At 66.5% G+C, this 14,627-nt stretch carries 14 protein-coding genes; 6 read left to right on the top strand and 8 right to left on the bottom strand.

Features of this window, described 5'->3' with window-relative positions; all coding sequences use genetic code 11:
• Positions 1–39: 39 nt before the first annotated feature.
• Genes G394_RS0101295 through G394_RS0101275 form a run of 5 tightly spaced genes read left to right on the top strand, consistent with a single transcriptional unit; the run spans position 40 to position 5,305 of the window.
• Complete coding sequence (locus G394_RS0101295) at positions 40–2,007, top strand: TonB-dependent receptor plug domain-containing protein (RefSeq protein ID WP_028576099.1); 1,968 nt, start codon at positions 40–42, stop codon at positions 2,005–2,007.
• The gene (locus G394_RS17485; protein WP_051306867.1) at positions 2,007–3,344 is read left to right on the top strand and encodes an ABC transporter ATP-binding protein; all 1,338 of its coding nucleotides are present in this window, start codon (positions 2,007–2,009) and stop codon (positions 3,342–3,344) included. The genes G394_RS0101295 and G394_RS17485 overlap by 1 nt, the downstream gene beginning before the upstream one ends.
• Positions 3,345–3,397: 53 nt before the next feature.
• Positions 3,398–4,018, top strand: a complete 621-nt coding sequence (locus G394_RS0101285; protein ID WP_028576098.1) for an energy-coupling factor transporter transmembrane component T family protein — start codon at positions 3,398–3,400, stop codon at positions 4,016–4,018.
• Positions 4,011–4,577 carry an ECF transporter S component gene (locus G394_RS0101280; protein WP_051306866.1) on the top strand — a complete coding sequence of 189 codons (567 nt, stop codon included), beginning with the start codon at positions 4,011–4,013 and terminating at the stop codon, positions 4,575–4,577. The genes G394_RS0101285 and G394_RS0101280 overlap by 8 nt, the downstream gene beginning before the upstream one ends.
• The gene (locus tag G394_RS0101275; protein WP_028576096.1) at positions 4,574–5,305 is read left to right on the top strand and encodes a hypothetical protein; all 732 of its coding nucleotides are present in this window, start codon (positions 4,574–4,576) and stop codon (positions 5,303–5,305) included. Before G394_RS0101280 ends, G394_RS0101275 begins: the two co-directional genes overlap by 4 nt.
• A gap of 226 nt (positions 5,306–5,531) precedes the next feature.
• Here the strand turns inward: G394_RS0101275 and lgt are convergent, their stop codons facing one another.
• Positions 5,532–6,347, bottom strand: coding sequence for a prolipoprotein diacylglyceryl transferase (gene lgt, locus G394_RS0101270; protein WP_028576095.1), 816 nt, complete (start codon positions 6,345–6,347; stop codon positions 5,532–5,534).
• Positions 6,348–6,633: 286 nt separating this feature from the next.
• Entirely contained in the window at positions 6,634–7,083 is a 450-nt protein-coding gene (locus tag G394_RS17480; protein ID WP_051306865.1) for a FlxA-like family protein, read from the bottom strand.
• A 362-nt stretch (positions 7,084–7,445) separates the two neighbouring features.
• On the opposite strand from G394_RS17480, the gene G394_RS0101260 reads away from it, so the two are divergent.
• Positions 7,446–8,645, top strand: coding sequence for an OmpP1/FadL family transporter (locus G394_RS0101260; protein ID WP_028576094.1), 1,200 nt, complete (start codon positions 7,446–7,448; stop codon positions 8,643–8,645).
• 89 nt (positions 8,646–8,734) lie between these two features.
• Here G394_RS0101260 and G394_RS0101255 read toward each other — a convergent pair whose 3' ends face one another.
• The 6 genes from G394_RS0101255 to G394_RS0101230 are packed head-to-tail and all read right to left on the bottom strand — an operon-like array spanning position 8,735 to position 14,602.
• Complete coding sequence (locus G394_RS0101255) at positions 8,735–9,331, bottom strand: histidine phosphatase family protein (protein WP_028576093.1); 597 nt, start codon at positions 9,329–9,331, stop codon at positions 8,735–8,737.
• A complete protein-coding gene (locus G394_RS0101250; protein WP_028576092.1) occupies positions 9,328–10,443 on the bottom strand; it encodes a DVU_1551 family NTP transferase in 1,116 nt (371 codons plus the stop codon). Before G394_RS0101250 ends, G394_RS0101255 begins: the two co-directional genes overlap by 4 nt.
• Positions 10,440–11,465: an XdhC family aldehyde oxidoreductase maturation factor gene (locus G394_RS0101245; protein ID WP_028576091.1), complete on the bottom strand. Its 1,026-nt coding sequence runs from the start codon at positions 11,463–11,465 to the stop codon at positions 10,440–10,442. The genes G394_RS0101250 and G394_RS0101245 overlap by 4 nt, the downstream gene beginning before the upstream one ends.
• Positions 11,462–12,769 carry a DVU_1553 family AMP-dependent CoA ligase gene (locus tag G394_RS17475; protein WP_051306862.1) on the bottom strand — a complete coding sequence of 436 codons (1,308 nt, stop codon included), beginning with the start codon at positions 12,767–12,769 and terminating at the stop codon, positions 11,462–11,464. Before G394_RS17475 ends, G394_RS0101245 begins: the two co-directional genes overlap by 4 nt.
• On the bottom strand, positions 12,766–14,166 hold the full coding sequence (gene trsS / locus G394_RS0101235; protein WP_028576090.1) for a radical SAM (seleno)protein TrsS: 1,401 nt from the start codon (positions 14,164–14,166) through the stop codon (positions 12,766–12,768). The genes G394_RS17475 and trsS overlap by 4 nt, the downstream gene beginning before the upstream one ends.
• Positions 14,159–14,602 carry a DVU_1555 family C-GCAxxG-C-C protein gene (locus G394_RS0101230; protein ID WP_028576089.1) on the bottom strand — a complete coding sequence of 148 codons (444 nt, stop codon included), beginning with the start codon at positions 14,600–14,602 and terminating at the stop codon, positions 14,159–14,161. Before G394_RS0101230 ends, trsS begins: the two co-directional genes overlap by 8 nt.
• Between the last annotated feature and the right edge of the window lie 25 nt (positions 14,603–14,627).

The raw sequence follows: 14,627 nt of genomic DNA, 5'->3' as shown, positions 1-14,627 counted from the left end.
AAGGACCCTATCTTCAACTTCCTACACATGAGGATTCCCATGACCCGATTCCAGCAGGCCTTCATGCTTCTCCTCGCCTTGGTCCTGGCACATCCGGCATCCGCCCAGGAGGCCGAATATGTCCTGGGTGAAATCGTTGTCAAATCCGACAAGCCCGGCGTCGAAGACGTAACCAACGTCGCCGAGGTCACGGCAGAAGACATCGAGATGCGCGGCGCAACCACTCTCAACGAAGCCATCGAGATGCTGCCGGGCGTGTACATCCGCACCGCGGCCGACGGCACCCCGCGCATCGACGTCCGTGGCTTCCGCACGCGCCACATCAAGCTGCTCATCAACGGCACACCCTTTCAGTCCACCTACGACGGACAGTTCGACCCGGCCTCCATCCCGGCCGAGAACATCGCCCGCATCGTGCTGACCAAAGGCGCCAGTTCCGTGCTCTACGGGGCCGGCGGAACCGCCGCCGTCATCAATATCATCACCAAGGGCGGCGAACAGGGCATGCACGGTTCCGTGGGCGTACGGGCCGGGGAGGTCGATTCCTACCTTGGCAAGGCTTCCCTGTCCGGCGGAAGCGAAAAGGGATTTTTCTTCGGCAGCGTGAGCAGCCTCAATTCCAAAGCATATCCGATTTCCGACGACTTCGACCGGAATGCGGCGCAAGACTCCGACAATCGTGAAAACAGCGACCGTGACCGCGACAGCGCCTTTTTCAACGGCGGGTACAACATCAGCGACAGCACCAAGCTCGGCGCAGTCTTCTCTTACACCGGCGGCAGCTATGGCAAGCCGCCGTCCGTCATCACCGACAGCAAGGACCCCTTCGGAAAGACGGCCAAGTACGAACGCCTGGAGGACTACAGCGAGGTGGGCACCCAGTTCAACCTGCGCCACGAGTTCGATTTCCCCCTGTCTCTCGACACGGCCGTATACGCGAACCAGCGTAACGAACTGACCAAAACCTTCAAAGACGACACATACGACGCTATCAACGGCAAAAGTCGTTCCACAAGCAGCGTAGCTGGCGCATCCCTCCGCGCCAGCTACGACTTCGATGTACTCGGCGTCCTTACGACCGCCGTCAACGGCGAAAATCAAAGCTGGGACGAATCTGGGTTCTCCACGAACACTAAAGGCAAGAAGACCGACATCGGTGTGAACCAGGATCTGCAGGAATACTCGGCCGGACTGGAATACACCATCACTCCCATCGATCAGGTGACTCTGGTCGCCGGTGGCAGCCACGTCGCCCAGACCGGCCCCGAATCGGAGACGGCCACGGACTGGACCTATCTCCTCGGTGCGAGCTACCGCCCCTTCGAAGGCACCACCCTCTCCGCCAACCACGCCCGCAAGGTGCGCTTCGCCTCAGTGCGGAACCTTTTCGACTCCGCATCCGGCAACCCGGATTTAGAGCCCGAAGTTGCGAAGCATTTCGAAATCGGCCTGACCCAGGAACTACCGTTCAAGACGGTTTTCAGCGGATCGATCTACCGGATTGAAGCTCAGGACATGATTGAAAAGGTTGCGACTCCGACCATTCTTGATCCAAAAAAGGAAACCTACACGAATTTTGAAGAATATCTATTTCACGGGTTTGAAGTTGGACTGGAAAACACGTTCTTCGACTCGCTTTGGATCAAGACAGCATACAACTATCTGGACTCCGAGGATAAATCTGACGGCTCCGAACGCGATGAATTGCAGTACCGTCCCCGTGACACTGTTTCGCTGGAAGGTAAATACATCTGCCCCTTCGGCACGACTCTGTACGCAGGACTCCAGTACGTGGCCAACCAGTACACGTACAACGATGACGCCACCCTGAAGAAGCGCATGGACGACTTCACCTTGGTCGATCTCAAGCTGAGCCATGCCTTTCTGGAAAAGGCCCTGAGCGTCTACGCCGGCGTCAACAACCTCTTCGACGAGGATTACGAGGAAAGCTACGGCTTCCCCCGGCCCGGCCGGACGCTGTACTGCGGCATCGACTACTTCTTCTGATGAACCTCACGTTGCAAAACGTCAGCGCGGCCGGCATCGCCGGCCCGCTCTACTCCGGGGTCGACCTCGAGGTCGGCCCCGGGGAATGCCTCTGCATCACCGGCCCCACCGGCAGCGGCAAATCGACGCTGCTGCGGACCATGGCCGGGCTGCATCCCCCCGGTCCCGGCGGCAAGGTCCTGCTCGACGGCCAACCCGTGTCCGAAGCCCTGCCCGGCCGCATCGGGCTCATCCTGCAGAACCCCGACACGCAGCTCCTCTGTCCGGACGTCGGCTCCGAACTGGCCTTCGGCCTGGAGAACCTGCTCGTGCCAGCGGACGAGATGACCGGCCGCATGCTGCAGGCCATGTCCCGCGTCGGACTCGACCCCGCCGAAACGCCCCTGGACCGGCCCGTCGGCACGCTGTCCATCGGCCAGAAGTACAAGATTCTCCTGGCCTCAATGCTGGTCATGGACCCGGCCGTCCTGCTCCTCGACGAACCCTGCGCCCAGCTCGATCAGTCCGGCATCGAAGCCCTCGATGCCTTTCTCGGACATTTTCTGGCCGCGGGAGGCAGCGTCGTGCTGTGCGAGCACGACCCCACCGCGCTCACGGTCATCCAGCGCACTCTCGGCATCGCCGACGCCGCCCTGCGCGACACCGTCCGCCCGGCCCCTGTCCCGCTTTCGAGCCCGCCGCATCTCGCCGAAAACCCCTTCATGGCGATCCTTTCGTCCGCATCCCTGGAACTGGGCGACAGGCGCATCTGGGGCAACCTGAATTTCATGCTGCGAAAAGGCGAAATCGCCATCATCCACGGTGACAACGGATCCGGGAAGACCTCTCTCCTGCGGTGCCTGACGGGATTCCAGGCCCTGTCATCGGGAACGGCCGAAGTCCTGGGTCTGCCCCCGACTCCGGCGAAGCTGCGCGGGCGGGTCGGCCTGCTGGTCCAGAACCCCGCCCGGCAGCTGACTGCCGACACGGTCCTGGAGGAAGTCTCCTTCCCCCTGGGCTACAGGAAGCTGCCCGAGGCGCGCCGCCTCGAACTGGCCGGCGAGATCCTGGACGGCTTGGGCCTGTCCGGGCTGGCGCACCGCCCGCCCTTTCTCCTGAGCCACGGGGAGCAGCACCTCGTCGCCCTGGCCTCGGTCCTGGCCGTGGAGCCGGAGCTGCTCCTCCTCGACGACCCCTTCGTCGGCCTCGACCCCGCCAGCGCGGCCCGGGTCTGGGACATCCTGCACACCCTCAGCCGCGGCGGATCATCCGTCGTCTGCGCCCTGCACCGCAGGCCCGCAACGCACGGGGCGCACAGCATCCACCGTCTCGACCGCACGGGGCTGACCCCATGCTGAGTGGCGCATCCCGACACACACCGCGAGTCGGCCAGACCCAACTCGTGGCCCGTATGGCGGCGGCCCTCGGCCTGTCCCTGGCCGCCATGCTCTGGCACGGCCCCTGGAGCCTGACGGCTCTGACCCTGGGCACGGCGGCCCTGGCTCTGGCTTCCAGGGCGCACAAGCACCCCTGGAAACGCCTCGTCCTGGTCTTCGTCTGGCAGGTCGCGCTGGTCCTGGCCCTCTATTTGCTTCGCTACGGACCGCAGAGCCTGCCGGAAGGGGCGCGCGTCGCGTACCGCCTGGTCCTCCTCGTCCTGCCCGGCGTGCTGCTGATGCGGACCACGCACCACGGCGACATGGCCCGTCTGCTGGTCCGCGTGCTGCCGGCCCGGATGGGCTTCGTGCTCTCGACCTGCGTTTTCTTCTTCCCCACCCTGTGGGGCGTGACGGTGCAGACCTACGAAAGCCAGGTCCTGCGCGGGGCCCGCATCCTGCCCCGCGAACTCCTGAACCCCGTCAACTGGGCCACGCTGGTGCGGGTCATCTGCCTGCCGGCCATCGTGACCAGCCTGGCCCTGGCCAGGGACATCGCCCTGGCCGCTCACTGCCGCTGGTACGGCCTGCACCCCGGCCGCACCGTCTGGCCCGGTCCGCAGCGTTCATCTCAACCCGGAGCGCCCCATGCGTAACCACATGCTCGGCTTCACCCTGCAGGAATCCCTCTTCCTGGGCTTCTGCTCCCTGCTGATCCTGTCCACAAAGCTCCTGCTGCGCCTCAATCTCAAGGTGCCGGGACACTCCATGTTCTTTCTGATCCTTTTCCTGCTGCTGGCGGCCCTGTGCGTCCGCAAGCCATGGGGCGCGACCATGGCGGCGGTCATGGCCGGGCTGCTGGGCATGTTCACGGGCAGCGGCAAGCTCGGGCCCCTGGGGCTGGTCAGTTACGTCCTGCCCGCCCTGGTCGTGGATTTCTGCGTGCCGTTCCTGCGTCGAAGCCGCAAAAACCTGCTGGCCTTCGCCTTCGCCGGATTCCTCGCGGCCGGGGCCAGGGCCCCTGTCTCGCTGTTCTCGGAATGGATGGTCGGCATGGACCTACAGGTCCTGATGCTCAGCACGGCCATCAAGACGGGAAGCGGCATGGTCTTCGGAGCCCTGGGCGCCCTACCCGTGCCGGCCCTGCTGACCAAGCTCGAAGCCCGCGGACTTCTTCACACCACCAACCCCAACGACTCGGGAGCTGCGTCATGAAGCTCATCATCTGCATGGACGACACGGACAATCTGGAAAGCAAGGGCACCGGCTGGCTGGTCGAGGACGCCTGCCGCGAGATGACGGCCATGGGCTGGGGTCGGTATTCCCAGATATCCAGGCACCAGCTCTTCGTGCACCCGGACATCCCCTACACCTCGCACAACAGCTCCATGGTCTTCACGGCCGACACGGACGTGCCGGGCGAAAAGTACGTCGAATTCCTGAGCGCCTACCTGCAGCGGCACAGCGCGCCCGGCTCCGACCCGGGGCTGTGCGTCGCGTCCGAACCCCTCAACGGGACCAGGGAAGCCCTCATCTCCTTCGGGCTACGCGCCAAGCGCGAAGTTCTGACCAAAGCCGAGGCTTACGCCCTGGCGCGCGAGCTCGGCGTGCACCTGTCCGAGCACGGCGGCACGGGCGGAGGGGTCATCGGCGCCCTGGCGGGCATCGGCCTGCGGCTGTGGGGCAACGACGGCCGCTTCCGGGGCTGGTTCCACCTCGGCCGCGACGGCGAGGTCGTGACCGCGGACAGGATTCTGGCCTTCGAATCGGTGGAGGCCATCCGCACGCCGGACGGGGCGACGGTCCAAGACGACGCGCCCATCGCCATCTCCGACCAGCTCAAGACCATCTGCATGGACGGCCGCTCCACGCTCCTCGTCCATCCGGCGGGTGGCGACGGCGTGTTCAGGGTGCTCGCCAAGCAGGAACTCAAGCGGTACTGAATTCCGTCCGGCCCGGGCCCACAAGGCCGAGCACGCCACAACGCTGAAAACGCCGTTTCGGACAACCGGAACGGCGTTTTTCCATTTCAGCCCACGGGGGGACCATGCAACCCTTGCGCGACGCCCCGCAGGTGCACGCCCGCATCGGTTGCCGTCCTGCGCGTTCAGGCCGCCGAACAGACGGAGCGTCAGCACGAGAAGACGGACGATCCGGCAGAGCCCACAATCAGACATTGCGCTCCCGCGGACCGTCGGAACCGGTTCCGGGACGCTTCAACGCGTATGCGATCAGCCCGACGCCCAGCGCGAGAAACGGGACGCTCAGCCACTGGCCCACGCTGAAGGCCTGCCCGGCCTCGTAGGCGGCCTGCGGCTCCTTGGCGAACTCCGCGAGGATGCGCACCGCAAAGACGAGCGTCAACAGCAACCCGGTCAGCAGGCCCAGGGGGGTGCGCCTGCCAAGCCGCGCGTACAGAAGGACGAGCAGCCCCAAGGTCGCCAGATACCCTGCCGCCTCGTAGAGTTGGGCAGGGTGCCGGGGAACTTGGTCCACGAGTTCGAAGACCACGCCCCACGACCCCGAAGTGGGCTTGCCGACGATCTCCGAATTCATGAAATTCCCGAGCCGGATGCAGACCGCCCCCAAAGCCCCGGGCAAGGCGAGCCGGTCCAGAAGCCACAGGAGGGAAACGCGCGGCGAGAACGTCCGCCCCGCCAGCCAGAACCCGCAGACCAGCCCGGCGATGCCGCCGTGACTGGCCAGCCCGCCCTCCCAGATGGCGACGATCTTCAGCGGGTTGGCGAAATAGTACTGCGGATCGTAAAAAAGGCAGTGCGCCAGCCGCGCCCCGATGACCGTGCCGAGCACCGCGTACAGCAGCAAGCGGTCGAGGTTGGCCTCGGCAATCCCCTCTTCGCGGAAAACGCGCCTGAAGAAGGACAGACCGGCCAGAAACGGCGCGGCGAAGAGCAACCCGTACCAACGCAGAGCGAACGGGCCGAAGGAAACGATGACCGGATCGATGTTCCAGTGGATCAGCATGGTTGTCTCGGGTTACACGTGCCGTCAGTCAAGCGGATATCTCCAGCCGTCAGGCCGGACATCACTGCATCGCCAAGGGTGGCGCTGCCTAGTTGTCCGATATTTGCGTCATTCCTCGCTCAATTTTGAATTTTGACTCAAATATCGCACAGAATCAACGCCATCGTCGACATTCAGGACAAGGCAAGTCGGACTGCCGGCCGTCATGCCCCCATCCGCGCGAAAAGTGAAACAATATGTCCGATACTGCCCCGGATGGCGCGGCGGGCCCGACCCGTCCCCCGCATCACCCTTTTCCTGCCGCCGTCAGTTCCTGCAACTGCTGCTGCAGTTCCTGGATCTGCTGCAGATACGGAGCGGCCGCGCTCTGCTTCTGCTCGGGCGGCAGGTCGCTGTCCATGATGTGCTTGACCTTGTCCATCAGGTCCTTGATGCGCTTTTCGATGTCCTCGACCTGGCTGCCCGTCCCTGAACCGCCTGACTCGCCGGCGCCGATCCCGGACATGGAGACGGCCAAATCTCGCGGGGTGGCGCCAGCCTGCCCGGAATCGGGCCCGCCGGACACGTTCTGGTCCTCTTCGAACCGCATGTTGCGGAAGTGCTCCAACAGCCGCTTGGCTTCGGACGACAGGGTGACCGTATCACCCTGATCGGCGCGTGCGGTGTCTGCGTCGCGGGTTTTGGTCCGGGCGTTGAAATACATTTCGGCGATTGACGCGGCGCCGTCGATTCTCATGTCGCCTCCGTATGCAGGAAGATGTTGCCGCATTGCGGGCCAATCAGTTTCTCAAGCAAGAATCGTTCTCCCACCGGGATGTCATCGGGTCGGGCTGCATTGGCCCATCCGGTCAGTGCCGAAGGACGGGCCGGGACCTCCGTCCTTCTTTGCGCCGATTCAAAGAATCTGTCGGCGTGCGCTCAATGTCCAGATCCTCCGCACGGTCTGGATGTCCGGGAGAGCATGCGTGGCCCGATGGCACAAAATTGAGCGCTTACTTTACCACTTCTCCTTGAGATGACAGGCAAAACGCCTTATGGGCCCGAGGTTGTCGCGCGTCCGGCGGGATGCGCATGAACCTGTGCAGACGAGGAGGAACAATGGGGAGAGTTGTTGCCGCTGTCGTGTTGGCGCTGCTGCTGACGGGACAGCAGGTTCTGGCGGCCGGATTCGCCGTGTATGAGTGGAGTGCGCGCGGCATCGCGCTGGGCGGAACGACCATGGCCCGGCGGCCCGACGCGTCCGCGGTGGCCTCCAACCCTGCGGCCATGACGGGCCTGAACGGCACGCAGATCATGACCGGCCTGGTCGGGGTGGCTCCCATGGCCACCGTGTCCATCGAAGGCGAGGAGAGCTGCGACGGGGAGTCCAACGTCTGGATGCTGCCCCACGCCTACGCGGTCACGCAGCTGGGTGAGCGCTACTGGCTCGGGATCGGCGCCTTCAACCGTTTCGGCCTGGGCACGGAGTTCGACGAGAACTGGGCCGGAAACGACAGCGTCTACTTCGCGAGCATCAAGAGCGTATCCCTGACCCCGGTCTTGGGCATGCGTCTGACGGACACGTGGTCCATTGGCGTTGGCGCAGAGGCCAACTATTTCGAATTCACGCAGAAAAAGAAGGTATACGGCGCGTACGACCTCAAGGTCCAGGGCGACGACGTGGGCGTTGGCGTCAACCTGTCCACCTGGTACGCGCCCACGGACTGGCTGTCGCTGGGACTCATATACCGCAGCGCCATCGACGTGCACCCGCGCGGCGAGGCCGACAGCGATGCCCCGGCCCCGTACGACGACCATCTGAACGGTGACGCCGACGGCGAGATCACCCTGCCCGATTCCTGGTCCCTGGGCATGTGCATCACCCCCATGGACAGGCTGAGCCTCGAAGTGGACGTCACACGCACGGGCTGGTCCTCGTACGAGGAACTCGACATCAGCATCAATGGGTCCTCGACCGGCGCCGCCCTCAAGGACTGGCAGGACACCTGGCGCCTGGGCATCGGCGCCGAATACGCCCTGACCCCGGCCTGGGACCTGCGCGCAGGCTACGTCTACGACGAGACGCCTATCCGCACCGAGCGGGCCGACTACATGGTCCCGGCCAACGACCGCCAACTCTTCTGCGCCGGCCTGGGCTGGCACGACCAAGCCTGGAGCGTGGACCTGGGCTACACCTACCTGCTCATCAACGACCGCAAGGACGCAACGATCTACGTCAGCGGCGGCACGTCCGAAACCGCCGATTTCGAGGACGGCGACGCCCACCTGCTCGGAGTGAGCGTGGCGTACCGCTTCTAGACCGCTTCCACCGCGAAGCGCGAACAGGCCGCCGGGACATGGTCCGGGCGGCCTGCTTTTTTTTGCGACCTGCGACTTTTGGGGCCTGCTTACAGGGTGAGCAGATTCATGGCCGCGACGCGATATTCCCCCTCCCCGGCGTGCAGGATGTTGACGCAGGCGTAATGCTGTTCCAGGCGGAACAGATTTTCCAGGGGCATGCCCAGGATGCGGCACAGGAGAACGCGATTCACGCCGCCGTGGGCCACGATGGCCAGAGGCTCGTCCAGGTCCGTGGCGGCAAGCTCGAAGGCGGGCCAGGCCCTGCGCTGCACGTCGGCGAAGCTCTCGCCGCCCGGCGGGCGGAAGCCGGCCAGATTGCGGCCCCTGGCCTCGTAGCGGCCGGGAAAGCGCTCGCGGACTTCGTCCACGGTCAGGCCCTCCCAGGAGCCCAGGCTGATTTCGCGCAGATCCGCAGCCGTCTCGGGCACAAGCCCCAGAACAGCGCCGACAATCCCCGCACTCTCCACGCAGCGCGCCAAGGGGCTGCATACCAGGCGCACCACGCCTCTGCCGGTCAGAAACCGCGCCACGGCCGCCATCTGTTCACGGCCCGCGTCCGTCAGCGGCAGGTCCGTCCGGCCCACGAAGCGGCGCGGCGCGGACTGCGTGATCTCCCCGTGGCGGACGAGATAGACCTCGCTCACGGCAGCACCCCGGCCAGAATGTCCTCCAGGCCGCGGCCACAGGCCTTCTCGACCATGCCCCGCAGGGCCAGAGCGTTGTTCATGCGGCCGCGGATGGCGGCGCAGGCGTTCTCGTCGCAGGCGTACAGGGCCAGCTTCTCGCCGAACCGGTCCTCCACGGAAATGCGCCGGTCGCAACGCACCAGCTTGTCCGCCAGGCAGACGACCTCCTTTTCCGTGAGCAGGCCCGATGCCGGAGGCGGCACGTCGCGGTGGGCGGCCACGATCCGAGACAGGCCGCCCAGACCCAGACGCGCAAGCAACTCGCCGCCGGCGGCCTCGTGGTGAGGCCAGCCCTTGGCCACATCGTGCAGCAGGGCGGCGTTGTGGACCAGATCCAGATCGAGCCCCGCGCCCTTGCGGTTCAGCTCCTCCCCCATGCGCAGGGCCACCGCGGCCACGGCCAGGCCATGGGCCAGGCCACGCTCGGGCATGGACTGCCCGGCCAGGGCCAGAGCCTCGTCGCGGTCCCCGACATGCAGGCGGGAGGCGCGCCGCTGCAGGACGGCGAAATCGTCGGGCGTGTCGGCGTCCAGCAGGATGCCCCTGTCCCAGACCGGGACGTCGAGGGATGGCGCGTCCGCCAGCAGCCCTTGCAACCCGCCCCGGCCGTCGTGCCCCAGAATGCGCGGGATCAGGCCTGCGGGGATCAGCGGCGGGTGACCCCGCTCGCCCGCGAAGACCGGGTAGGCCACGCGACCGTCGAAGGCGTCGAGCATGAGGTTGACCGTGGCCGGCCGCACCAGCGGAATGTCCGCCGGAAGAATGAAAAATGCGTCCAGACCGGGCAGGCCGGCACAGGCTGACGCCGCCGCCCGCACCGACGAGAACATGCCGTCCGCATACCCGGCGTTGCGCGTAAAGGTGACGCCCAGCCGGACCACTTCGGCCTCGACCTCCGCGGCGCGGTGCCCGGTCACGACCAGCGGGCTTTCTATGCCCGCCTCCCGGAACACATGCACGCAGCGCGACAGGACCGTCATCCCGCCGAGATCCATGAGGGGCTTGAAGCCGCCCATGCGCGAGGAGAAACCGGCCGCCAGGATGACGGCGCCGAAACGCCCGACCGTCATCCCTGCACCCCGGCACGCACCCCGATCATCTCGGCGACAATGCTCACGGCGATTTCCTCGGGCGTGTCGGCGCCGATGGTCAGACCGATGGGACAGAAGACGCGGTCGATGTCGGCCTGCGTACAGCCGTTCTCGAGCAGGGAGCGGTAGACCGCGTCGCGCTTGCTGCGGCTGCCGATCATGCCGACGTACCCCGCCTCGGTCCGCAGGGCCTGGGCCAAAACATCGCGGTCGTGCAGGTGGCCGCGGGTGACGATGACCACGTAGTCGTCGGGACCCAGATCCTTCAGGCATTGGTTGAAATTTTCCAGCACCCGCACCTCGCGGGCCTCGGGGTAGCGCTCCGCGCTGGCGAACTCGGCCCGGTCGTCCATGACCACCACTTCGAACCCGGCGAAGGCCGCCACCTTGGCCGTGGCCAGAGCCACGTGCCCCGCGCCGACGAGGTGCAGCACCGTGGGTGCGACCAGAGGCTCCGCAAAGACGCGCAGACCATTGCCTTCGAGGCTGAAATTCTGGCGCGTCTTCGCCGCCTTGCGGGCCAGCTCGAGAGCCATGCCTTCGGGCAGATCCGCGCCATCCAGGCCCGTCGCCTCGGACCACAAGGCCAGGGCGGGCGCCCGTTCGGGCCCCATGACGGTCACCATGGCCGGCCGTTGCCGCGCGTCATGCAGGTCCTTCAGCTTTTCGAAAAAGCCGCGACGCTCGGGCGTGACGCGCTGCAGCAGCACCTTGACCGCCCCGCCACAGACCATGCCCGCCTGGGCGGCCGTGTGCGAATTCAGGTCGAAGGGAAGCAAAACGTGCGACTCGCCGCTGTCAAACATCTTCCTGGCCCGGACCAGGCTGGCCCCCTCAACGGGGCCGCCGCCCACGGAACCGCGGATGCTCCCGTCCGGCAGGACCAGCATCCTGGCTCCGGACGTGCGAGGGGCCGAGCCCGAGCTCTCGACGATGCCGCAGAAGACGGCATCCCGCCCCTGAGCCAGGGTTTCCAGCAATGATTCGAGTATATCCTTCAAAGCGTGCTCCCGCGTTGATCGTTGATGGTGCGCTTGACGGTGTGGGACGGCGAAAAGACCTCGACTCGGCGCATGGGGGCCAGGCTCAAACTCCCAAGCTCCAGGGCCGCGGCCACCCCGGGAACGCGCCGCAGGGCCAGCCCCAGGTCCCGCTCCAGATGCTCATGCCCCGCCCCGGCCCGGAATTCAACGCCCAGGCGGTCCGCACCTGCGCAAGACTCCAGCGTGGCGCGATAGTCCAAAAGTCCCTCCACGTCGAAAAGCCTGTCGTCCAGTTCCCGGCTGGTCAAGCTGAAACCCCCGCCGAGAACGCACGCATTCCCGCGTCCGGTCACATCGCACAACCGCGCCGTGACGCCGCCGCAGGCGCACCGCCCCTTGGCCAGGCGGGCCAGGTCGCCCGTGCGGTAGCGCAGCAGCGGCATGGCCCGGCGGCCCAGCGTGGTCACGACCACCTCGCCCTCCTCCCCCCCGCCCAAAACCGCGCCCGTTACCGGGTCCACGATCTCGAAAAGAAGGTCGGACTCCCGCAGATGGCAGCCGTCATGGACTTCGCACTCCACGCCGCCGCCAAGGCCCGTCTCCGTGGCGCCGTAGTGCAGAAATGTCTCGCAGCCGCAGGCCTCCTCGATGCGCCGGCGCAGGGCTGGCGGGGCGTAATCCGAACACAGCAGCATGGTCCGGACCGCGCCAAAGGGCAGCGCATCCGACAGGGCCAGAAGATGCTGGGGCAGGCCCACGAGGCACGAATACCTCTCCGCCGCGATGAATTGCGCCAGTTCGCCCGCGTCCACAGGCGGCCAAAGCCCGGCGCAGTGCACCCCGCCGCCGGACAGGGCGCGGATGAGCAGGTCCCCGGTGCTGTCGGGCTGGCTGAAGGGCAGCAAGGCCAGAACCCGGTCCTCCTGCCCCACCAAGTTCAACATGCCGTGCAGGAAGAAATCAAGAGTCCCGTCCAGGTCGTCCCGCGTGAAGTGCAGCCGCTTGGGTGTCCCGGTGCTGCCCGAGGTCTGCAGGGTCACGATGCGCGCCACCTCGCCCTGGGGCACGCAGACCATGCGCCGGCCGAAGGCGGCCACATCCGCCACGGTCACGAAAGGCAACCGCGCCAGGTCGGCCGGACAACGCAGCGTCTCCGCCGCCACTCCCGCCAACCGCTCACGGTACCATGGACTGCCCGCTTTCGCGTGCAAGACCGTCGCGCGCAGCGCCGCCATCTGCGCCCCCTCCAGACGACCCCGCTCCAGGGGACCGAAGATTCCCAGCCTGCGGGACGTGAGGCCGTCGACGGTGCTGACCCTCACGCACGCCCCCGGTACAGACTGCGGCCGTCGCGGGACGTCAGGTTGAAGGCGCAGAACGGCACCAAGCGCCCGTCAGGCTGCGCCACGTGGATGCAGCAGCCCTGCAGGCGCTCCAGGTTGAGGCTCCACGCGTCCTGGAAGGCCATGGCCGAGATGGTGAACGTGTGGGTCCGGGCCCTGGCCAGGAAGCGGTCGAGGTCGTTGTCGGGGGTGGGAGTGGAAGTGGAAGAGATGCGGGGCGCCGCCCCGCGCCCCGCAAGGGGCTCGGCCCCTTGACCCGTGCATGGGGGATGCGGGGAAAGAGCGGCCGGGGAGGACCATTGGCGGGCCGTTACGCCGATGGACTTGAGGGCGCCGGCCTCGGCGGGTTTGGGCGTGCAGTCGCAGGAGGCGCTGCCCAGGCGCGTGAGGCTGCCGTCCTCGCGCGTCATGTACTTGCCCGAGAAGGAACACAGGGCATGCTCGCAGCCCGGCGGCAGGAAATCGGAAACCTTGACGATGCCCCCGCTCTGCGCCTCCAGGCCCGTCATGAGCTCGGGCAGTGTGACGTGATCCGGGGTGAAGTTCTCGGGGTACCGCCCGAAATAGCTCATAGGCTGAAAATGGACGCCGCGCACATGTGGCTGGCGGTCCAGGCCGAAGCGCACGATGTCCCAGAGCTGGTCCGTGTTCACGCCGCGCGCCACCGTGGGCACGAGGACGATGCCCAGGCCCGCCGCCGATGCATTGTCCACCGCCCGAACCTTGATCTCGAACAGGTCCCGGCCGCGCAGGGAACGGAAGACTTCGTCGCGCACCCCGTCGAACTGCAGAAAGATGGACGACAGCCCGGCCTCGGCCAGCTCGACGGCCAGCCCGGGGGCTTCGGCCAGCCGCAGGCCGTTGGTGTTGAGCTGCACGAAGCCGAAGCCGGCCCGCTTGGCCATGGCCACGATCTGCGGCAGATCCCCGCGCACCGTGGGCTCGCCGCCCGAGAGCTGCAGGTTGCAGCCTCCCGTGCGGGCCATGATCTGGTCGAACATTCGCGCCAGGGTGTCGTGGTCCAAGTCCCGCCCCGCCCCGCCGCTGTCGGCGAAGCACACGGGGCAGCCCAGGTTGCAGCGCGACGTGACCTCCACCAGGGCCGTACAGGTCCGCTGGTTGTGGCGGGCGCACAGGCCGCAGTCGTAAGGGCACCCCTGCCCCACGGCCTCGCGCGGCCCGCCGCCGAAGGGGATCTTGGGCCGCGCCCAGCTTGAAAACGCCGGCTCCCCGCGCCAGACCACGGTCGAAAACTCGCCGTGCTCGGGGCAGCGTTTGACCAGCCGCACGCACCCGCCATCCTCCACCAGCTGCCCTTCAACCCGGCCCAGACACTCGGGGCACACGCTGCCGACCGTGCCGACCACCCTACTCATGCGCCGCGCTCGGGTCGATGCCATTCTCCACAAGGATGGTCAGGACCTTGCCGTAGCACTCGGAAACCAGCCCGCCGCAGACGGATGCGTCAGGCTTGCCGTCTGGCACGATGGCCGAACAGCTGATGCCTCCGAAACGCGCCGTGGCATACTCTTCGAACCATTCGGCCAGTTCCGCCAGCATGAGCGGCAGCCTGTCGTCGGCCTCCTCCGCCGCAGTGCCCTTGCCTGCGTAGGAGGCAAAGAGGCAGGCCGCACCCGTCAGGGCCCCGCAGGCGCCCTGGGGCGACGAAAACCCCACGCACAGCCCGGACATGGCCCGCACCAGCCCCGGGTTCTCCACACCCTGCATCTCCAGGGCCATCTGCACGATGATCTGCGCGCAACAGAAGCCCTGCGTGTGCAGGCGCAGGATATCGAGATCGTATTCGTTCATGTCGGCCTCAAAATTTCGTTATGAA

It is taken from the genome of Desulfomicrobium escambiense DSM 10707 (genome assembly GCF_000428825.1).
Classification (GTDB): Bacteria; Desulfobacterota; Desulfovibrionia; order Desulfovibrionales; family Desulfomicrobiaceae; genus Desulfomicrobium; species Desulfomicrobium escambiense.
This window is presented reverse-complemented; position numbering and strand designations above follow the sequence as displayed.